Genomic DNA, 19863 nt, shown 5'->3' on the forward strand with positions numbered 1-19863 from the left:
CGGAACACGACGGTGGCCCGGGTCGATTCGACCCGGGCCACCGGTCTGTCCGGCCCTCGGGCCGGCGGTGCTGACCGCGACGGCGGGGTCCCGCCGTGCGAGATCAGGAGTTGGGGCGCTTGCCGTGGTTCGCGGCGTTCTTCCTACGGGCCTTCTTCCTACGGGACTTCTTCGCCATGCTGACCTCCTCGTGATGGGCGGATCCCTGCTGCGGCGACCCTCGGCGCCGGTGCACGCACCGGTCCTCCCGGCGCCAGGGTCCGACCCGCTGATGCTAGTGCGGCCGGTATCCGCCATCGTCCGCCGGGGCGGGGAGGGCGCGCGGCGTTTCCGGTCGTGGACGTGGCGCCGCCCGCTCCCCGCCCATCGCGTGCCGCCGCATGATTGGATACGTCGGCAGGCAATCGCGAGAGGGAGGGCCGGGAGATGGCCGAGGAGATCCGTGCCGAGATGGTGGCCAACGTCTGGAAGGTCGTCGCGTCGGCCGGGGACACCGTGTCCGAGGGGGACACGCTCGTGATCCTGGAGTCGATGAAGATGGAGATCCCCGTCGTCGCCGAGTCCGACGGCGTGGTCAAGCAGCTCGCCGTCAACGAGGGCGACGTCGTGCAGGACGGTGACCTGATCGCGGTGATCGATTGACCGGCCTGCTGGTCCGCCCGGCGACCTCGGCCGACTTCGCCGCGGTCGCCCGGCTGACGGTGGCCGCGTACGAGGCGGACGGGCAGCTCAAGGGCGAGCACGGGTACGCCGAGGTGCTCGCCGACGTGACGCACCGGGCGACCCACGGCGAGGTGCTGGTGGCCGTGGACGAGGCGACCGGCGAGGTGCTCGGCTCGGTGACCTTCGTGCTGCCCGGCAGCCCGTACGCGGAGCTCTCCGGTCCCGGCGAGGCGGAGTTCCGCATGCTCGCCGTGGACCCGGCGGCCCAGGGTCGGGGCACCGGGGCGGTGCTGGCCCGGGCCTGCGTCGACCGGGCCGCTGCGCTGGGCTGCACGGCGGTGGTGATCTGCGTACGCGGTGGGTTCGCCGCGCCCGCGCACCGGCTCTACGAGCGGATGGGCTTCGTCCGGCTGCGCGAGAAGGACTGGTCGCCGGTGCCCGGGGTGGACCTGCTGGGCCTGCGGCTGGAGCTGACCGCTCAGTCCTGAGTCGCGTCCGGCTCCGGCTCACCGATCCCGGCGAGCAGCTCGTCGGCGACCTCCAGCGCGATCTCCTTGCGCTCCTGGTCGGTGATGTGCGGGGCGCGCACGGCGAACCAGCTGCTGTGCACCGCGAAGAGGGTCAGGGTCGCGCGCAGCTGGGCGGCGGGTGACTTGTCGCCCTGGCACAGCTGGTCGGCGAGGCCCAGCATCCGCTCACGCATCTGCATGCCGGCCGAGAGGCTCTTCAACACGGTCTGGTTCTGCTCGAAGAACCGCATCACCGAGGGCTGCTCGCTGGCGAACATCATGTCGGCGTACCTGTTCAGCAGCGCCCGCCGGGTATCCCGGGTGGGCGGCTGCGACCGGGCCCAGGCGATCAGCTCGTCGATCCGCCGCACGCGGTCCTCGACCAGGCTGTTGACGATCTCGTCCTTGCTCTTGAAGTGGTAGTACAGCGCCGCCTTGGTGACGTTGAGCCGCTCGGCGATCTCGCGCAGCGAGGTCCGCTCGTACCCCTGCTCGGTGAAGAGCTCCAGCGCGACGGCCTGGATACGCTCACGCGTGCCGCCTGTGCTCTCCCTCACCTGCACCACCCAACTCGCTTGACGGTCTCTCGCTGTCCAACTTACCGTGCGGCTAGTAAGGTAACTAGCCGGGCGGCAAGTAAGTGCGACACTTCTCCGGGGGAGCTTACCCATGAGTCAGGAAAGCCAGACGGCGGCGAGACCCAACGTCAGGGTCGTGCTGTTCGGCCTGATGATCGCGATGATGCTCGCGATGCTCGACAACATGATCGTCAGCACCGCGCTGCCGCGGATCGTCGGCGAGTTCGGCGGCGTCGACCACTTCACCTGGGTCGTCACCGCGTACGTCCTGGGCACGACCGTCTCCACCCCGATCTGGGGCAAGCTCGGCGACCTGTACGGGCGCAAGGCGGTCTTCCTGACCTCGGTGGTCGTCTTCCTGGTCGGCTCGGCGCTCTGCGGGATGGCCGGCTCGGACATGCTCGGCGGCCCCGGCGACGGCATGGTCGAGCTGATCGCGTTCCGCGCGGTGCAGGGCCTGGGCGCGGGTGGCCTGATGGTCGGCGTGATGGCGATCATCGGTGACCTGGTGCCGCCCCGCGAGCGCGGCCGCTACCAGGGCATGATCGCCGGCATCATGGCCATCGCCATGGTGGCCGGCCCGCTGGTCGGCGGCTTCATCACCGACAACCTCTCCTGGCGCTGGGCGTTCTACGTCAACCTGCCGCTGGGTGGGGTCGCGCTGCTGGTGCTGGCCACCACCATGCACCTGCCGAAGTACCGGACCGAGCACAAGATCGACTGGCTGGGCGCCGCCCTGCTCTCGGTCGGCATCACCGCGATCGTCCTGCTCACCACCTGGGGTGGCAACGAGTACGACTGGGTCTCCCCGCAGATCCTCGGCCTGGCGGTGCTCGCCGTGGTGGCGCTGGTCGCCTTCGGCCTCGTCGAGCGCCGGGTTCCCGAGCCGATCCTGCCGCTGGGGCTCTTCGCCAACCGCAACTTCGCGCTGATCTCGGTGATCGGCTTCCTGCTCGGCTTCGCGATGTTCGGCGCGATGAACTTCCTGCCGCTCTACCAGCAGACCGTGCAGGGCGCCTCGGCCACCAACAGCGGCCTGCTGCTGCTCCCGCTGATGTTCGGCATGCTGGTGGTCTCGCTGGTGGTCGGCCGGGCGATCACCAAGACCGGCCGGTACCGGATGTTCCCGATCGTCGGCGGCGTGGTGATGACCGCCGGCATGCTCCTGCTCAGCCGCCTCGACGTGGGCACCGGCAAGGTCGAGTCCTCGCTCTACATGGTCGTGCTCGGCGTCGGCATGGGCTTCCTGATGCAGACCTCGATGCTGATCGCGCAGAACAGCGTCGAGCAGAAGGACCTCGGCGCGGCCAGCGGCGCGGCCACCTTCTTCCGCTCCATCGGCGGCTCGTTCGGCATCTCGCTCTTCGGCGCCATCTTCGCCAACCGGCTGGCCGACTCCGCGGCCGGCAGCGCGTTCAGCGGCGGTGCCGGCGAGGGACAGGGGATGGACCTGGCGAAGCTCAAGGAGCTGCCGGCCCAGGCGCGCGAGTTGGTGCTCGGCGGCCTCTCCGGCGCGATCTCCCACGTGTTCCTCTGGGCGGTCCTCTTCACCGTCGTCGTGCCGGTGCTCGCCTGGTTCATCAAGGAGGTCCCGCTGCGGTCGTCCAACGACGCCCCGGCCGGGGCGACGCCCGAGGAGCAGGCCGAGACCGCCCTCGGCAAGGCCCCGGTGGCCTGACCCGGCTCCGTCGCGGCCGCGTCGTCCCCTCCCCGGGGGCATGATCGACCCCGTTTGCGGCGTGTCGCGGTGTCCCGGCGACCGGACACCGCGACACGCCGCAAACCGCGAGCGGGGGTGGCGCTCGGTCGGGCGGGGTCAGGGGCGGCGGAGGGCGCGGGACAGGAGGGCGCGGAGGCGGGCCAGCAGGCCCGGACGGCGGGGCGGTGGCGCCGTCGCGGCGGCGACGATCCGGTCGGCCAGCGCGGTGGTCGCCTCGTCCAGGGCCGGGGTGGCCAGCGCCAGGTGGGCCAGCGAGGTGGCGATCGGCACCGGCCGGTCCCGGGCCACCTCCGCCGCGTCCGCGAGCCGCTCGGCGACGACCCGGGCCACGTCGGGGCGTACCGCGGGGTCGACCCAGGCGGCGGTGACCAGGGCGAACAGCGCCGCCTCGGTGATCCAGTCCTCCACACCCCAGACCAGCTCGACCAGCACCCGGCGCCGGGTCGACTCCGCCCACGGCTCGTCGGTGCGGTGGTGCAGCAGGCCGAGGCAGGCCCAGACCTGCACGCACCGCACCCAGAGCGACGGGTCCTGCCCGGTCAGCACCCGCCCCAGCGCGGTCGCGGGCGCCTCGGGCGGATGCACCAGCAGCCCCAGCAGGTCGCCCAGCTCCAGGGTGGCCAGCCCCACTGCGGCGTCGTACGCGGCCGGCGGGTGGGGCCAGGCGGGATGCGCCAGGTGGCGGACCCGGTCCGCCGCGTCGGCGGAGGGGACCGGCAGGGTGGGCGCGGCGGTGCTGCCGTCGTAGCGCCAGAGCTGGCAGGTGGTGGCCCGGCGGGGCTCCCGCGGGTCCGGGTCGGCCACGCCGGTGACCTCGACGTCCAGGCCCGGCACGGCCGCCGCCACGGTACGCATCGCGCTCGGCGGCTCGACGGCGGCCAGCCGTACCGAGGCGCCGGGCGTGCCGTCGGCGGCCAGGGCGCGGCGGAGCGCGTCGACCATCGCGCCGGCCGCCGGGGTGACCTGCCCGAGCCAGGGCCGGCCCCGGCAGCACTCGGCCAGGTCGCCGTGCTCGTGGCTGTCGTCGGGATGGTCCCGGACGAAGTCGGCGAGGGCGACCAGGTGCGCCACGTCCCCGTCGCGCAGGTAGCGCAGCCGGTGCGCGGTGTGCACGGCACAGTCGAACGTGGGGTCGCGGGCCAGCGCCCGGTCGATCCACTCCAGCGCCGCGTCCAGCCGGCCGGTGTCGGCCAGGGTGCCGGCGATGTCCGCGTACACGGCGAGGTCGTCGGGATCGTGGTCGACGGCCCGTTCCAGGGCGGCCAGGGCGTCCCGGGTCCGGCCCGCGCTGCGGTACGCGTACCCGAGCCAGACCTCGCCGAGCTTGGACGGCTCCACGCGTACCCCGCGGCTGGCCCAGGTGACCGCGAGGGCGACCTCGCCGAGGCGCCGGGCCAGCGCGGACGCCGCGCCCAGCAGCAGCGCGTGGCGCGGATGCGCGGCCACCGCGTTGCGAGCGAGGGTGAGGTACGGCAGCAGCGGCGGCCGGCCGGCCCGGGGCACCGGGTCGGGCACGGCGGCGCAGACCTGCATCAGGATCCGGGCGGCGCGTTCCGGGTCGAGCCGTCGCGCCAGCTCGGGGGCGCTCACCCAGGGCACGCCGGCCCAGTCGACCCCGGGTGCGTGCCCGGTGGCGGCGACCAGCAGGTCGAGCCCCTCGGCCGGGCGCCCGGCGGCGGCGAGCAGATGGGCCCGGGCCACCACCGCGCCGACGAAGACCCGCTGGCCGAGCGGGAAGAGCTCCAGGTCGTTGCCGGAGGCCGCGGCGATGCGGGCCAGCGTCTCGTGCACCTCGGGCAGGGTCGGGGCCTGGACGATGGCGGCGGCGAGGTGACCGGCGGCGTGCGGCAGGTCACCCTCGTCGAGCGCCAGCCGGGCCAGCGCGAGCTCCTCCGCGGCGGACAGCACGGGTTCGTCAGGTCCCTCCGACACGTCGGCCTCTCGCTCGCAGTTCCAGGGCTGGGCAAGCCTAGGGGATGGCGCGCCGATCTGGTGATCCACTGCGCATTCCTGCTCGTACGATTGATCAGACGCGAGCAATGGTGCAAGACTGAGCATGAAACGCGCGGCAATCGCGCAGTGGGAGGAGCTTCCGTGACGCGTCCAGGGGCCGGGATGGCCGCCGACATCGACGAGCAGCCGGCCGGCTACGCCCGGTTGCTCACCGCCGAGCACGCCGGGGCGATCGCCCGCGTCGCGGCGGTGATCGCGCAGCGGCGGCCCCGGCACGTGGTCTTCACCGCCCGGGGCACCTCCGACCACGCCGCGCTCTACGGGGCGTACCTGACCGAGATCCGGCTCGGTCTGCCGGCCGGGCTCGCCTCGCCGAGCGTGGTCACCCTCTACGGGGCCCGCCCCGACCTCTCCGACGCCCTGGTCGTCGGGGTCAGCCAGAGCGGCGGGTCGCCCGACCTCACCGAGGTGCTGCGTGCCGCCCGCGACGCCGGGGCGCTCACCCTGGCGGTCACCAACGCCCCCGGCTCGCCGCTGGCCGAGACCGCCGAACTCTCCGTCGACATCGCCGCCGGGCACGAGCGGGCGGTCGCCGCCACCAAGACGTACACCGCCGAGCTGCTGGCCCTGCTGATGCTGGTCGAGGGCGTCCGGGCCGGCGACGGGGTGCTCCCCGCCGACGAGCGGGCCGCGCTGGACGCCCTGCCCGGGCTGGCCGAGCGCACCCTGACCGACCCCACCCCGGCCCAGCTCGCGCCCCGCTACCGCTTCGCCGGCCAGCTCGTCACCACCGGCCGGGGGTACGCGTACCCGACCGCCCGGGAGGCCGCCCTGAAGCTGATGGAGACCTCCTACCTGCCCGCGCTCGCCTTCTCCGGCGCCGACCTGCTGCACGGCCCGCTGGCGATGACCGACCCGGACGTGCCGGTGCTGGCCGTGGTCGGCTCCGGCCCCGGCGGCCGGTCGATGGAGGAGGTGCTGCCCCGGCTCGGCGAACGCCGCGCCGACGTGGTGGTGGTCGGCTCCGCCGAGGTCGAGGGGGCCACCCGGATGGCCGTGCCCGAGGTCGACGAGCGGTACGCCCCGCTGCTGGACATCCTGCCCCTGCAACGGCTGGCGCTGTCGCTGGCGCTGGCCCGGGGCGAGGACCCGGACGCCCCGCGCGGGCTGAAGAAGGTCACCGCGACGAGGTGAGGCCCGGCGTGGCACGCTGTGTCTCGTGTCCACGCTGCGCGACCTCGCCGAGGAGCACACCCAGCTCCGGCCGGCCGACATCGACCACCTGCACCGGATCGCGGGGGACTGGCAGCTGCTGTCCGACCTCTCCTTCGCCGATCTGCTGCTGTGGGTGCCGGTGGACGGCGACGGGACGTTCCTCTGCGTCGCCCAGGTCCGCCCGACGACCGCCCCCACCGCGTACCTCGACGACCAGGTGGGGCGGATCGTGGGCGGGCCGGAGGTGGCGCACCTGGAGGTCGCCTACCGGCAGGGCCGGATCTGGCGGGAGGGCGACCCGGTCTGGTACGGCGACGTGCCCGCCCGGCACGAGGCGATCCCGGTCCGGCTGCGCACCGTCGACGGCGAGTCCGGTGAGGTGGTCGCCGTGGTGGGCCGGGACACCAACCTCTCCACCGCCCGTACGCCCAGCCAGCTCGAGCTGAACTACCTCACCACCGCCGACGACCTGGCCCAGATGACCGCCGACGGCACCTTCCCGCCGCCCCGGCACCCGGGCGAGACCACCTCGGCACCGCGGGTCGGCGACGGCCTGGTCCGGCTGGACGCCAACGGCAAGGTCACCTACGCCAGCCCGAACGCGCAGTCGGCGTACCGGCGGCTGGGCTACGCCTCCCACCTGGTCGGGGAGGACCTGGCCAAGCTGCACCGGCGGCTGGCCAGCGACCCGCTGGAGGGGACCGACGCGGCCAACGGCGTGCTCGCCGCGCTGCGCGGCGAGGCCCCGCCCCGGCGGGAGATCGACGCCCGGGGCGCCACCATGCTCACCCGGTCGCTGCCGCTGATGCCGGCCGGCGTGCCGATCGGCGCGCTGGTGCTGGTCCGCGACATCACCGAGGTACGCCGCCGCGACCGGGCGCTGATCACCAAGGACGCCACCATCCGGGAGATCCACCACCGGGTGAAGAACAACCTCCAGACCGTCGCCGCGCTGCTGCGCCTCCAGGCCCGCCGGGTGTCCATGCCCGAGGCCCGGGTGGCGCTGGAGGAATCGGTACGCCGGGTCGCCTCGATCGCCCTCGTCCACGAGACGCTCTCCATGTCCAGCGACGAGGCGGTCGAGTTCGACGGGATCGTCGATCGGGTGGCCAGCGCGGCCACCGAGGTCGCGGCGACCGAGGTGAGCGTCGGCATGCGCCGCAAGGGCAGCTTCGGCGTCCTGCCGGCCGAGATCGCCACCTCGCTGGTGATGGTCCTCAACGAGCTGCTGCTCAACGCCGTCGAGCACGGCTTCCCGCCGGCCGGTGAGGACGGCGTCGCCGGCCCGGAGGGCGGCGCCGCGCCGCAGGTGGTGGTCACCGCGCACCGGTTCCGCAAGCAGTTGCACGTCTCGGTCGCCGACAACGGGCGCGGCCTGCCGGCCGAGTTCGACCCCGAGCGCGGTGGCCGGCTGGGCCTGCAGATCGTCCGGGCGCTCGTCACCGGGGAGCTGCGCGGCAGCATCGAGCTGCGCCCCGGCGCGGCCGGCGGCACCGAGGCCGTGCTGGTCGTGCCGCTGGCGCGGGGAGAGCGCGGCTAGCCGCGCGCGGTGAGCAGAGCGACGGTGACACCGGGCCGCTGCCACACCTGACCGACGGTGAAGCCCGCCCGCAGCGCGTCCCCCTTGGCGCCGGGCACCGCCGCCAGCGGATCGGGTCGCCGGCCGGCGACCACCAGCCACACCCGCCGCACCCCGGCCAGGCACTCGGCCGGCCGGGCGCACTCGGTGGCCCAGAGGTCCGCGCGCTGCCGTTGGTCGCGTACCACCAGCACGTCGCGCGGCCGCGCCCCGCCCAGGTGGTACGTCAGCCCGAGGTCGAGGAAGAGCCAGCCGTCCCGGGGGTGGACGACGACCGCGTCGCCGGGCTGCTGGCCGGCCGCGACGATCCACGCCGCCCCCCGGTAGTCGACGGTCGCGCTGCGCGGCCAGCCGTGCGTCCGCCGCAGCGCCGCCTGGTCGGGCAGGCCGAGCAGCCCGGCGAGCACCACGACCGCGAGCGCCCCCGACGCCCATGCCGCCGAAGCCGACGCCGACGCCGCTGGGCCGGCGGCCGTGGCCCGGGCCGACGCATCCGGCCCGCGCTGGTCTGCCGGCGGGTCGGCTGTCGGTGCGCTGGCCAGCGCCGCGCCGGCGAGCACGCTCGCGAAGGGCACGGTGAAGACCAGGTAGCGGGGCACCCAGAGGGCCACCACCAGCGCGCCGACGAAGACCAGCAGCACCGGCAGGAGCACGCAGAGCCCGGGCAGCAGCGCCCGGCGACCAGCCAGGACCGCGCCGAGGGCGGCCAGCCCGACCAGCAGGCCGCCCACCACCGAGCTCTGCGCCACCCCGCCCGGCAGCGCCGCCAGGTCGGCCAGCCGTGCCGGTTCGACCCAGTCGAGCTGGCGGGAGCGCTGCCCACGGGCGGTGAGCAGCAGCGGGGTGAGCAGCGCGAGCGCCGGCAGCACGGCGAGCATCCAGCGCACCGGCAACCGCCCGTCCGGATCGGCCGTTCCGTTCCGGCGGTCCGCCGTCCCGTTCCGGTCGTGTGCCGGGGCGGGTAGGTCGGCAGTCGGCTCTCGGTCCGCCGGGTTGGCGGGTGGCGGGTTGAGTCCGGCCGCCGGTGCGGGCGGTGGGGCGAGGCCGGCCGCCGTGGGGCCGCGCCACCAGGCGACCAGCACCACCGCGGCGTGCGCGGCCAGCAGGGTGAGCGCCAGCAGGTGGGTCAGGCCGAGCGCGGCGACCGCCGTCGCGTACCCGGCCCAGCGGGTCCACGCGGGCCGGCGCAGCGCCGCGACCAGCAGCAGGGTGGCCAGCACCGCGAAGAGGCTGGCCAACGCGTAGGGGCGGGCCTCCTGGGCGTACCGGGAGGTGCCGGGAAGGACCGCGAAGAGCAGGCCGGCGAGCAGGCCGGCCCGCGTCCCCAGCAGCCACCTGCCGAGTACGGCGGTGAGCCCGGCCGCCCCGGCCATGGCCAGCGCCGAGGGCAGCCGCAGCGCCGTCGCCGAGTCCCCGAAGATCCGGACCCAGCCGTGCATGAGCACGTAGTACGGCCCGGTAGCGGCATCCACGGTGCCGGTGAGCCGGAGCAGGTCGCCCAGCGGGCGGGTGACGGCACTCCAGGTGGCCAGCTCGTCCCGCCAGGGCTGGGCGTGGCCGATGCCGTAGAGCCCGACGATCAGCGTGGCCAGCAGGGGCGGCACCCAGACGAGCCGCGCCCACCCCTCCAACGCATGCCGCTTTCCGGACATACTGCCCACGCGCCGAGCGTCCCACACCGCGCCGGGCCACGCTGCCACAGCGGCCCCGGCCGCCGTGCCGCCCATCCCCACGAACACGGCCAGAGCTTCACCGCTGTCCCGCGCAGCTCGACCGGCCGCCCGTCGCTGGCCCTGGGGAAGCGTCGCCGGACGCCCGGTGCTGGCCCTGGGGAAGCGTGGCTGGATGTCAGCGTTGGCCCCACGTAGCTTGATCGGACGCCTGGTGCTGGCCTTGGAGGGTTTGGGCGGAAGCCGGGTGGTGGCCCTGGGAAGCGGGCTGGATGCCTCGTGCGGGCCCTTTCGAGCTGATGTCGTAGACGATTCAGCAGTGCTGCGAACAGCCTGCGCCGCTCTTTCTCCGCCCCCGACCGGCCTCACTCGGCCGGTGCGATGACGTGACCGCAGGGATCCGGCGGGCGGCCGTTGATTCGTTCACGACATCAGCTCGAAAGGGCCGGCGCAGGGCAGGTGATGGCAGGGACCCGAGCCGATCAGGGGCCGCCCGAGGAGTGGGGGAGGCCGTGTCGACCAGCAGGGGCCGTGGAGACCACGGGGCCGGAAGAACCACCGGGCCTGAAGAACCACCGGGCCTGAAGGGCCGGGCGTGAAGAAGCAGCGGGCCTGAAGGACGTCGGGAAGAAGTACCGGGCCTGAAAGACCGTCGGGGCGTGAGGAAGCACTGGGCGTGAGGGAACACCGGCAGATGCGGACCCTGCCCGGGCAACCCATTCGCGGAGGTCGAAGGGCTGGCGGAGGCGGTCGCAGCGCGGGGGCGGTGCCGGCGGCGGCCGCGGCCCGTGATGTGGGATGGCGCACGCGCTCGTTGGCCGGCCCCCCGGGGGTGTGGCAGCATGGCCCCATGACCGCCGCTGTCGTCCGCCGCTTCGTGGCCCGTCGCCACGTCGACTACGGCCGCGTGCGCAGCGCGATCTGTCCGGCCCACTGACGACGCCCGACCCATCCGTCTCGGGCGCGTACTGCGCGCCGGCCGTTCCGACACCGTTGTCCTCGGCCCGTCCCACGGGTCGGCCGCCGCGCCCGCGCATCCACTGAGGCACAGCAGACAACGGAGGACGCCGCGATGGCGGTCAGCAGCACCCCGGCCCGTCCGGAGACCCCGACGGCGCCCGCCGCCCGGGCACCCCGTCGTCCGCGCGGCGAGGGGCAGTGGGCGCTCGGCCACCGCGAGCCGCTCAACGCCAACGAGCGGATCAAGAAGGACGACGACCCGCTGAACGTCCGGGCCCGGATCGAGAACATCTACGCCCACCGTGGCTTCGCCGCCATCGACCCGCAGGACCTGCGTGGCCGGTTCCGCTGGTGGGGCCTCTACACCCAGCGCAAGGCCGGCATCGACGGCGGGCGCACCGCCGTGCTGGAGCCGCACGAGCTGGAGGACGAGTTCTTCATGCTCCGGGTGCGGGTCGACGGCGGCCAGCTCAACCTGGCCCAACTCCGGGTGATCGCCGACATCTCCCGCGAGTTCGCCCGGGACACCGCCGACATCACCGACCGGCAGAACATCCAGTACCACTGGATCCGGGTCGAGGACATGCCGGAGATCTGGCGCCGGCTGGAGTCGGTCGACCTGCAGACCACCGAGGCGTGCGGTGACTGCCCGCGCATCGTGCTCGGCAGCCCGGTCGCCGGGGTGGCCCGCGACGAGGTGCTCGACCCGACCCCGGCGATCGACGAGATCGTCCGCCGGTACGTCGGCGACAAGGCGTACTCGAACCTGCCGCGCAAGTTCAAGACGACGATCTCCTGGCTGGTCGACACCCCGTACGAGGCGAACGACGTCGCTTTCCTCGGGGTCGACCACCCGGAGCACGGCCCCGGCTTCGACGTCTGGGTCGGCGGCGGCCTCTCCACCAACCCGATGCTGGCCAAGCGGCTGGGCGTCTGGGTGCCGCTGAACGAGGTGCCGGACGTGTGGGCCGGCGTGGTCGGCATCTTCCGCGACTACGGGTACCGCCGGCTGCGCAACCGGGCCCGGCTGAAGTTCCTGGTCGCCGACTGGGGCGTGGAGAAGTTCCGCGAGGTGCTGGAGAAGGAGTACCTGGGGCGGACCCTGCTCGACGGCCCGGCCCCGGAGCTGCCCGACAAGCCGGTCGACCACATCGGCGTGCACCGCCAGCGCGACGGGCGCAACTACGTCGGGGCCGCCCCGGTGGTCGGGCGGGTCTCCGGCAGTCAGCTCGCCCAGCTGGCCGACGCGGTCGAGGCGCACGGCAGCGACCGGGTACGGCTCACCCCGTACCAGAAGCTGCTGGTGCTCGACGTGCCGCCGGAGCGGACGGAGTCCCTGGTCGACGCGCTGCGCGGGATCGGCCTGGAGGCGCGGCCGTCGGCCTGGCGGCGCGGCACCATGGCCTGCACCGGCATCGAGTTCTGCAAGCTGGCCATCGTCGAGACCAAGCGACGCGGCGAGGAACTGGTGGCCCGGCTGGAGGAGCGGCTGCGCGACTTCGACGCCGACATCTCCATCCACCTCAACGGCTGCCCGAACGCCTGCGCCCGCACCCAGGTCGCCGACATCGGCCTCAAGGGGCAGCTGGTGGTCGGCCCGGACGGCCGCCAGGTGGAGGGCTTCCAGGTGCACCTCGGCGGCGGGCTGGGCATGGCCCAGGGGCAGACGGCCGGCTTCGGGCGCAAGCTGCGCGGCCTCAAGACCACCGCCGAGGAGCTCCCGGAGTACGTGGAACGACTGGCCCGCCGCTACCTGGCCGGCCGGAGCGAGGGCGAGACGTTCGCCAACTGGGTGATCAGGGTCGACGAGGAGGAGCTTCGATGAGTAGCGAAACCCGTTCCGCGCCGCTGTACTGCCCGTACTGCGGCGAGGAGGACCTGCGGCCGAACGAGGCCGGGCACGGCGCCTGGGAGTGCCACGCCTGCGCCCGCGTCTTCACGGTGCGGTTCACCGGCCTGCTCGCCAAGGTGGTGGCCCGATGAACCTGGCCTCCGCTACGAACCTGGGCCTGGTCGGCATCGGCGGCCCGAAGCCGGCCGAACCGGCCCGGCGTGACCCGGAGGAGCTGCGCGCGCTGGCCGAGCGGGCCGGCCGGGAGCTGGAGGGCGCCCCGGCGTTGGAGATCGCCCGCTGGGCCGCCAAGACCTTCGGCGACCGGTTCTGCGTGACCAGCTCGATGGCCGACGGGGTGCTGGCCCACCTGGTCTCCCGGGTCGCTCCCGGCGTCGACGTGGTCTTCCTCGACACCGGGCTGCACTTCCCCGAGACGCTGAAGGTGCGCGACGAGGTGGCCCGCCGGCTGCCGGTCAACGTCCGCTCGATCCGCCCCCGGCTCACCGTGGGCCAGCAGGACGGCGAGTACGGCCCCCGGCTGTTCAACCGCTCGCCCGACGACTGCTGCCAGCTGCGCAAGGTGGAGCCGCTGGAGCGGGCCCTGGCCGGGTACGACGCCTGGGCCGCCGGGCTGCGTCGGGACGAGTCGCCCACCCGGGCGAACACGCCGGTGGTGACCTTCGATGCCCGGCGCGGCAAGGTGAAGGTCAACCCGATCGCGGCTTGGACCCAGGCCGACGTGGACTCCTACATCTCCCGGTACGACATCCCGGTCAACGAGCTGTTCAGTCGCGGCTACGGCTCGATCGGCTGCTGGCCGTGCACCCGTCGCACCAAGGCGGGTGAGGACCCGCGGGCCGGCCGCTGGGCCATGTTCGAGAAGACCGAGTGCGGCCTGCACGTCTGACCGGGCCGGTTCCCGGCGCGGGGGAGACCACGCCGGGGGCCGGCGGACCGGCCGTGCCGGTCGGCGACCATTCGGGGCCGGCGCGGGGGATTCGGCCCTGCCCGGCGCCGGGCGGCGGCCGTCCGCCGGTGGTGCTGGTGGCGCACGGCAGCCGGGATCCCCGGGCGGCCGAGGCGACCCGGGCGCTGGCCCGGGCGGTCGAGGCGGCCCGGCCCGGCACGGCCGTCCTGCCGAGCTGGCTGGACCACACCGCACCGGACCCGACGGCGGTGCTGCGCGGGCTGGCCGTGGCGGGGCACACCCGGGCGGTGCTGGTGCCGCTGCTGCTCACCGCCGCCTACCACCGGCGGGTGGACATCCCGGCGGCGGTGGTGGCGGCTCGCGACACGGCGCCGGAGCTGGCGGTACGCGTCACCGACGTGCTCGGCCCCGCCGACGGCACGGTCGACGCCCGGCTGCTGGCCGGGCTGCGGCGGCGGTTGGCGGAGGCGGAGCCGGACGGCTTCGACGCCCTGGTGCTGGCGGCGGCGGGCACCCGGGACGCCCGGGCGCGCGGCTCGGTGGGTCGGGTCGCCGCGGCGCTCGCCGCCGAACTGCGGATCCCCTGCACCGTCTCGTACGCCTCGGCGGCGCCGCCGACGACCGACGTGGCGGTGGCCCGGCTGCGCGCCGCCGGCGCCCGGCGGGTGGCCGTGGCGGCGTACTTCCTGGCCCCGGGGCTCTTCCACGACGGGGTGGTGGCGGCGGCCTGCCGGGCCGGTGCGGTGGCGGTCAGCGAGCCGCTGACCGATACGCCCGAACTGGCCGAGCTGGTGCTGCGGCGGGTCGACGCGGTGCAGCGGTGGTGACCGGGCTCACCGTCCCGTCGATGATCGGATCGGTGCCCGGCCGGGTATCGGAGCAGCCGTGCGGCGTCCGGACAGCAGAACGCCCCGGCCGGTGGACCCGGCCGGGGCGTACGACTGTGTGGTGGGTCAGGCAGAGTGAGCGCGCAGCACCCGGATGCCGCCGCGGCGCTTCACCGCGCGGCGCTCCTCTTCGCTCATCCCGCCCCAGACGCCGGCGTCCTGACCGGACTCCAGCGCCCACTGCAGGCAGTGGTCGGTCACCGGGCAGCGCCGGCAGACGGCCTTGGCCTGCTCCACCTGCAGGAGGGCCGGACCGGACGTCCCGATCGGGAAGAACAGCTCCGGGTCCTCGTCGCGGCAGACGGCATCGTGGCGCCAGTCCATGGCGGCAACACTCCTCATTCTGGATGGGTGGCAGAAACGCTGGTGCTTTTCTTATATGCGTCCGCAGTGCCGGTCGTGACGGTTCGCGTCTGACTATTCGGCAGTGCGTGAGCAGGCCTGTGCAGTCCCTGGACCTGCTGGAACAGCTCAACCTGCCGAGCATATCCAGGCAATGTCCCGGTAACTCAAGTTCGCTTGTGAATACTTTCACGAACGCTGTCGATGTCAAGGGTGCCGCGCGGAAAAACTCCGCACGGTGAGCAAGCTCACGACCCTTTTGTCCGGATTCCAGGCGTCCCTGGTTACCCGGCGTACCACAGTCGAGGATCAATATAGTACAGTGCGCGTGACATTGCTGACATTTCCGGCACCAACCCCTCGTTGTGGCGGCCACCGCGTCGTGCGGTGTAACGACCGTCAACCTAGGGCGTTACCCGAGACCTAGCAGATTACTCTCAGTGCGTCGGGAACGGATGTGAATCTGACTTTCTCCCGTTCGCCAAGGTAGTCGCCGTCGAGCTGGAACGCTTGCGGGCGAGCGCTGATCAGCGTGAACTCGGGCACGTCGTGCAGCCGGAGTACCTGCTTGCCGCGCGGATCGGGGTGCCGGGACAGGAACTGCGTCACTGTGCGTGTGGTGCTGGCCACCCGGAGCTGACGCAGCGCCATCACGTCGAGCCCCAGATCGAACGAGGCCTCCGGATTCGGATTGATCTCCCGCTCGCCCAGGTACGTCCACGGGGCGCAGTTCTGGATTATCACCGTCGCCAGCTCGGCCTCGGCCGCCTCACCGGGGCGCCCCAGGGTGATCGCCGGGTGCCGCCGGTCGGAGTCGAGGAAGTACTGGCTGAGCGTGGAGCGGAAGTAGAGCGCCGGGGTGGAGACGCGACCGCGTTTGCGGGCCTGTTCCACCCGGTGGATCACCGCCGCGTCCACTCCGAAGCCGGCGCAGAAGGTGAAGTAGCGGTCGTCGGCGCGACCCAGCCCGATCGTGCGGGAGCGGCCCAGCCGCAGCCCTTCGAGGATCATGCTGGTGCCCTCCGGCCACTCCCGGGGCAGCCCCAGGGCGCGGGCGAAGACGTTGGTCGAACCACCCGGCACGGTGGCCAGCGCGGGCAGTCGCTCGGCGGGTGTACCGCCGGGGCGGGTGGCCGGCGGCGCGGCCTTCATCAGGCCGTTCACCACCTCGTTGACCGTCCCGTCGCCACCCAGCGTGACGACGACGTCGACCCCTTCGGCGACCGCCTCCCGGGCGATGTCCATGGCGTGACCCCGTCGCCGGGTGTACCGCACCGACAGGTCTACTTCGCTGCGCAGGGCCCGGACCAGGACGTCCCGGCTGCGCTCGCTGGTGGTGGTGGCCTTCGGATTGACCACCAGGACGGCCCGCATGGGCGGCACTGTACCCCGATCCGTCACGGGTATCGTGGCGCGCGTGACCATCGACTCCGACCCGGTGCCCGACACCCTGCGCTGGGCGGTACGGCTGCTGCGCGGCGAGGCGGTCGCGCTGGCCCTGCTGGCCGCCTGGCTGATCTGGGCCGACCTGACCGCCACCAAGACCGATCTGGTGTCGGCACTCTTCGTGACCGGGTTCGCGTTCGCCGGCGCCGCCGCCCTCTGGGCTCTCGGCGCGGCGCTGGCCCGTCGCCGGGCCGGTGCCCGCGCGCCGGCGATGGTGCTCCAGTTGATGCTGCTGCCGGTCGGGTGGTTCATGATCTCCGGCGGCCTGGGTTGGCTCGGCGTACCGCTGATGGTCCTCGGGGTCGGCGTCTGCGCGCTGCTGGTCAGCCCGCCCACGACGCGCGCCCTGGGCTTCCGGTGACCGCCGCGGGCCGCCCGGCGGCTCAGTAGCCGGAGGAGCGCCGGGTCAGCAGCGAGATGGTGGCCCGGCCGTCGGCCGCGTCCGCGAAGGCGGCGGTGGTCAGCGCGGTGAGCACCTTCCAGGCGAACGAGGACTCCGACGGCAGCGTGGCGCCCCGCACGGTCGGCACGGTCACCTCGACGGTGAGCGCGTCCTCGGTGACCGAGAAGCGGCACTCCAGTTCGGCGTCGCGGGTGGCGATGGCGAGCAGCATCGCGCAGGCCTCGTCGACGGCGATGCGCAGGTCCTCGATCTCGTCGAGGGCGAACTGGAGGCGGGCCGCGAGCCCCGCCGTGGCGGTGCGCAGCACGCCGAGGTAGCCGCCGTCGGCGGGCACCGTGAGGTGCACGACGTCGTCGTCGGTCGTCGGCTGGCCGGTCAGTTGAGTCACGCCTCATCCCCCCGGTCGGGGACTCTACCCCCTCAGGCGTCCGGCCGGGCGGGGGCCGAGGTCGACTGGGCGGCGAGCCCGTGCAGCGCCGGCCCGCTGAGCCGGTACGGCACCCACTCGTCGAGCTGCACCGCGCCGATGGAGGCGTAGAAGCGGGCCGCCGGATTCCAGTTGATCATCCACCACTCCAGCCGCTCGTAGCCCCGCTCCACGCAGATCGCGGCGAGCGCGGCGAGCAGCAGCCGGCCGGCGCCGGTGCCCCGGTGCTCGGGGCGGACGTACAGGTCCTCCAGGTAGACGCCGTGCACGCCGGCCCAGGTGGAGAAGTTGAGGAACCAGAGCGCGAACCCGACCGGCTCGTCCCGGTCGTCCACCGCGACGTGCCCGAACAACGCCGGCGCCGGGCTACGACTGCTCCAGCTCGGCGCGTCTGACGCCGCGCCGCGACCTGGAGCAGTCGCAAACAGGGCGGCGGTGAGCTGTTCCTCGGTCAGCCGACACTGGTCGGCGGCGCGCTCGTAGTCGGCGAGTTCGTGCACCATCGCGACGACGGCCGGCACGTCCGCGGGACGCGCCGGCCGGATCGTCGGTGCCGGGGAGGCCAGGGTCACGCCTTCTTGGTCTCCCAGAAGATCTTCGAGATCTCGTCGATCTTCTGCAGCAGCTCGTCGGCCTTGCTCGGGTCGGTCGCGCCCTTGGCGCCGGCCGCGCCGGCCATCTTGGTGGCCTCGTTGAAGAGCTGGTGCAGGTGCGGGTACTTCTCGAAGTGGGCCGGCTTGAAGTAGTCGGTCCACAGCACCCAGAGGTGGTGCTTGACCAGCTCGGCCCGCTGCTCCTTGATGATGATGGCCCGGGTGCGGAACTCCGGGTCGGTGTTCGCCTGGTACTTCTCGCAGATCATTTTGACCGACTCGGCCTCGATCCGGGCCTGCGCCGGGTCGTAGACGCCGCACGGCAGGTCGCAGTGGGCGCTGGCGGTCAGACGGGGCGTAAGGATGCGGGGAAGTCGCATCTGGGTCCTCCACGGGATGTTTGCGATGATCCAAGCCGACATTACTCCTGGGGGCGTCCCCGGCAGGGGTGGAGGGGAAACCTGGTGACGGTCGAGGGGGCGGGCCCGGCGGCGGCGCGGCTGCGCCGGTGGCTCACGGCCGTCGGGGTGACCGGTCCGTCCATGGCGCCCACGCTGCGGCACGGGGACGCCGTACTGGTCCGTCGGGTCGGCCGGTCGGTCCGGCCGGGCGACGTCGTGGTCGCGGTCTTCCGGACCCGGCCCGACCTGCTGGTGGTCAAGCGCGCGGTCCGCCGGCAGGACGGCGGCTGGTGGGTACGCGGCGACAACGAACTCGTCACCGACGACTCCCGGGCGTACGGGGTGGCCGACGTGCTCGGACGGGTGGTGTGCCGCTACTGGCCCCGCCCCGGTCGGCTGCCACGCGACCCGTTATGACCCTGCTCACATCGGCGCACCCCTGGCGTGACTATGCTCGGAAAGTGCCCGGGTGACCCCCCGCACCGCGTGCCGCCGCCAGGCGCCTCACCTCGCGCCCGCGCCGGCCGCTCCGTCTGCTCGACAGATCCTGGAGTCACCATGTCTGCGTCCACCGTGGATCCCGCTGATCCCGTCTTCCGGTTGCACGTCGGCGGCAAGATGGCCGTCACCTCGACGGTCCCGCTGACCAGCCGCGAGGACCTCTCCCTCGCCTACACCCCGGGCGTCGCCCGGGTCTGCGAGGCGATCGCCGCCGACCCGGCCCTGGCCGACGACTACACGTGGGTGTCGCACACCGTCGCGGTCGTCACCGACGGCTCGGCCGTACTCGGCCTCGGCAACATCGGCCCGCGCGCCGCGCTGCCGGTGATGGAGGGCAAGGCGGTGCTGTTCAAGCAGTTCGCCGGCGTGGACGCGGTACCGATCTGTCTGGACACCCAGGACGTGGACGAGATCGTGGCGACGGTGAAGGCGCTCGCCCCCTCCTTCGGCGGGATCAACCTGGAGGACATCAGCGCCCCCCGCTGCTTCGAGGTGGAGCGCCGGCTGGACGAGGCGCTGGCCATCCCGGTCTTCCACGACGACCAGCACGGCACCGCGATCGTCGTGCTGGCCGCGCTGCGCAACGCGGCGGCGCTGCTCAACCGCAAGCTCGGCGACCTGCGGGTGGCGGTCAGCGGCGCCGGCGCGGCCGGGGTGGCGGTGACGAAGATGCTGGTCGCCGGCGGCGTGAACCCCGACCAGGTGGTGGTCTGCGACTCCAAGGGCATCATCGGCCGGCACCGCGCCGGGCTGACCGGCACCAAGGCCGAGCTGGCGGAGTCCACCAACGCCGAGGGCCGCCAGGGTGACATCACCGAGGCGCTGCGCGGCGCGGACGTCCTGGTCGGCGTCTCCGGCGGGCAGATCCCCGAGGCGGCGATCGCCGGCATGGCGCCCGGCGGCATCGTCTTCGCGCTGGCCAATCCCACCCCCGAGGTGCACCCCGAGGTGGCCGCCCGGCACGTCGCGGTGGTGGCGACCGGCCGCAGCGACTACCCCAACCAGATCAACAACGTGCTGGCGTTCCCCGGCGTGTTCCGGGGTGCGCTGGACGCCCGGGCCACCCGGATCACCGACGCGATGAAGGTGGCCGCAGCGGACGCGATCGCCGGGGTGGTGGCCGAGTCGCTCACCGCCGACGCGATCGTGCCCTCCCCGCTCGACCCCCGGGTGGCTCCCGCGGTGGCGGCGGCGGTCGCCGAGGCGGCCCGGCGCGACGGCGTCACCCGCGCCTGACCGGTCTCCCGCCCGCAC

Annotated in this window: 21 protein-coding genes; 12 read left to right on the top strand and 9 right to left on the bottom strand. The window is 73.7% G+C overall.

Features of this window, described 5'->3' with window-relative positions:
- Positions 1-103: 103 nt before the first annotated feature.
- Positions 104-178 carry a 50S ribosomal protein bL37 gene (locus ACTMTB_RS04125; protein ID WP_407940601.1) on the bottom strand — a complete coding sequence of 25 codons (75 nt, stop codon included), beginning with the start codon at positions 176-178 and terminating at the stop codon, positions 104-106.
- Between the two features lie 248 nt (positions 179-426).
- Between ACTMTB_RS04125 and ACTMTB_RS04130 the strand changes: the two genes are divergently transcribed.
- Positions 427-642, top strand: coding sequence for a biotin/lipoyl-binding carrier protein (locus ACTMTB_RS04130; RefSeq protein ID WP_088973021.1), 216 nt, complete (start codon positions 427-429; stop codon positions 640-642).
- Positions 639-1151, top strand: coding sequence for a GNAT family N-acetyltransferase (locus ACTMTB_RS04135; protein ID WP_441142493.1), 513 nt, complete (start codon positions 639-641; stop codon positions 1149-1151). The genes ACTMTB_RS04130 and ACTMTB_RS04135 overlap by 4 nt, the downstream gene beginning before the upstream one ends.
- Here the strand turns inward: ACTMTB_RS04135 and ACTMTB_RS04140 are convergent.
- Entirely contained in the window at positions 1142-1735 is a 594-nt protein-coding gene (locus tag ACTMTB_RS04140; RefSeq protein ID WP_441142494.1) for a TetR/AcrR family transcriptional regulator, read from the bottom strand. The genes ACTMTB_RS04135 and ACTMTB_RS04140 overlap by 10 nt on opposite strands.
- 106 nt (positions 1736-1841) lie before the next feature.
- On the opposite strand from ACTMTB_RS04140, the gene ACTMTB_RS04145 reads away from it, so the two are divergent.
- On the top strand, positions 1842-3428 hold the full coding sequence (locus ACTMTB_RS04145; protein WP_441142495.1) for an MDR family MFS transporter: 1587 nt from the start codon (positions 1842-1844) through the stop codon (positions 3426-3428).
- Positions 3429-3566: 138 nt separating this feature from the next.
- Here ACTMTB_RS04145 and ACTMTB_RS04150 read toward each other — a convergent pair whose 3' ends face one another.
- Complete coding sequence (locus tag ACTMTB_RS04150; protein ID WP_441142496.1) at positions 3567-5402, bottom strand: tetratricopeptide repeat protein; 1836 nt, start codon at positions 5400-5402, stop codon at positions 3567-3569.
- 183 nt (positions 5403-5585) lie between these two features.
- Between ACTMTB_RS04150 and ACTMTB_RS04155 the strand changes: the two genes are divergently transcribed.
- A complete protein-coding gene (locus ACTMTB_RS04155; protein WP_334569410.1) occupies positions 5586-6617 on the top strand; it encodes an SIS domain-containing protein in 1032 nt (343 codons plus the stop codon).
- Between the two features lie 25 nt (positions 6618-6642).
- Positions 6643-8178 carry a sensor histidine kinase gene (locus ACTMTB_RS04160; protein WP_441142497.1) on the top strand — a complete coding sequence of 512 codons (1536 nt, stop codon included), beginning with the start codon at positions 6643-6645 and terminating at the stop codon, positions 8176-8178.
- On the opposite strand, the gene ACTMTB_RS04165 is transcribed toward ACTMTB_RS04160, so the two are convergent.
- A complete protein-coding gene (locus tag ACTMTB_RS04165; protein ID WP_441142646.1) occupies positions 8175-9869 on the bottom strand; it encodes a glycosyltransferase family 39 protein in 1695 nt (564 codons plus the stop codon). The genes ACTMTB_RS04160 and ACTMTB_RS04165 overlap by 4 nt on opposite strands.
- A gap of 1090 nt (positions 9870-10959) precedes the next feature.
- On the opposite strand from ACTMTB_RS04165, the gene ACTMTB_RS04170 reads away from it, so the two are divergent.
- The 4 genes from ACTMTB_RS04170 (at position 10960) to ACTMTB_RS04185 (ending at position 14436) form a co-directional block, all read left to right on the top strand.
- The gene (locus ACTMTB_RS04170; RefSeq protein WP_441142498.1) at positions 10960-12672 is read left to right on the top strand and encodes a nitrite/sulfite reductase; all 1713 of its coding nucleotides are present in this window, start codon (positions 10960-10962) and stop codon (positions 12670-12672) included.
- A complete protein-coding gene (locus ACTMTB_RS04175; RefSeq protein WP_170285433.1) occupies positions 12669-12830 on the top strand; it encodes a hypothetical protein in 162 nt (53 codons plus the stop codon). Before ACTMTB_RS04170 ends, ACTMTB_RS04175 begins: the two co-directional genes overlap by 4 nt.
- Positions 12827-13588 carry a phosphoadenylyl-sulfate reductase gene (locus tag ACTMTB_RS04180; protein ID WP_441142499.1) on the top strand — a complete coding sequence of 254 codons (762 nt, stop codon included), beginning with the start codon at positions 12827-12829 and terminating at the stop codon, positions 13586-13588. The genes ACTMTB_RS04175 and ACTMTB_RS04180 overlap by 4 nt, the downstream gene beginning before the upstream one ends.
- Positions 13589-13677: 89 nt before the next feature.
- Positions 13678-14436 carry a sirohydrochlorin chelatase gene (locus ACTMTB_RS04185; protein ID WP_441142648.1) on the top strand — a complete coding sequence of 253 codons (759 nt, stop codon included), beginning with the start codon at positions 13678-13680 and terminating at the stop codon, positions 14434-14436.
- Positions 14437-14562: 126 nt separating this feature from the next.
- Here the strand turns inward: ACTMTB_RS04185 and ACTMTB_RS04190 are convergent, their stop codons facing one another.
- Both ACTMTB_RS04190 and ACTMTB_RS04195 read right to left on the bottom strand, forming a co-directional pair.
- Positions 14563-14820 carry a WhiB family transcriptional regulator gene (locus ACTMTB_RS04190; RefSeq protein WP_088960482.1) on the bottom strand — a complete coding sequence of 86 codons (258 nt, stop codon included), beginning with the start codon at positions 14818-14820 and terminating at the stop codon, positions 14563-14565.
- A 441-nt stretch (positions 14821-15261) separates the two neighbouring features.
- Positions 15262-16212 carry a diacylglycerol/lipid kinase family protein gene (locus ACTMTB_RS04195; protein ID WP_441142500.1) on the bottom strand — a complete coding sequence of 317 codons (951 nt, stop codon included), beginning with the start codon at positions 16210-16212 and terminating at the stop codon, positions 15262-15264.
- Between the two features lie 43 nt (positions 16213-16255).
- Between ACTMTB_RS04195 and ACTMTB_RS04200 the strand changes: the two genes are divergently transcribed.
- A complete protein-coding gene (locus ACTMTB_RS04200) occupies positions 16256-16645 on the top strand; it encodes a hypothetical protein (RefSeq protein WP_441142501.1) in 390 nt (129 codons plus the stop codon).
- A 22-nt stretch (positions 16646-16667) separates the two neighbouring features.
- On the opposite strand, the gene ACTMTB_RS04205 is transcribed toward ACTMTB_RS04200, so the two are convergent.
- The 3 genes from ACTMTB_RS04205 to sodN all read right to left on the bottom strand — a co-directional run bounded on the left by ACTMTB_RS04205 (position 16668) and on the right by sodN (position 18087).
- Positions 16668-17075: an ATP-binding protein gene (locus ACTMTB_RS04205; RefSeq protein WP_154942188.1), complete on the bottom strand. Its 408-nt coding sequence runs from the start codon at positions 17073-17075 to the stop codon at positions 16668-16670.
- 32 nt (positions 17076-17107) lie between these two features.
- The gene (locus ACTMTB_RS04210) at positions 17108-17617 is read right to left on the bottom strand and encodes a GNAT family N-acetyltransferase (protein WP_350797447.1); all 510 of its coding nucleotides are present in this window, start codon (positions 17615-17617) and stop codon (positions 17108-17110) included.
- 65 nt (positions 17618-17682) lie between these two features.
- Positions 17683-18087 (bottom strand): superoxide dismutase, Ni, encoded by a 405-nt coding sequence (sodN, locus tag ACTMTB_RS04215; protein ID WP_088960486.1) that lies wholly within the window; start codon positions 18085-18087, stop codon positions 17683-17685.
- An 84-nt stretch (positions 18088-18171) separates the two neighbouring features.
- Here sodN and ACTMTB_RS04220 point away from each other — a divergent pair, with 84 nt between their 5' ends.
- Positions 18172-18525 (top strand): S26 family signal peptidase, encoded by a 354-nt coding sequence (locus tag ACTMTB_RS04220; protein WP_441142502.1) that lies wholly within the window; start codon positions 18172-18174, stop codon positions 18523-18525.
- Positions 18526-18666: 141 nt separating this feature from the next.
- On the top strand, positions 18667-19845 hold the full coding sequence (locus ACTMTB_RS04225) for an NAD(P)-dependent malic enzyme (protein ID WP_441142503.1): 1179 nt from the start codon (positions 18667-18669) through the stop codon (positions 19843-19845).
- Positions 19846-19863 lie beyond the last annotated feature (18 nt).

The organism is Micromonospora sp. L32 (genome assembly GCF_052068055.1).
In the GTDB taxonomy this organism is placed as follows: Bacteria; Actinomycetota; Actinomycetes; order Mycobacteriales; family Micromonosporaceae; genus Micromonospora; species Micromonospora purpureochromogenes.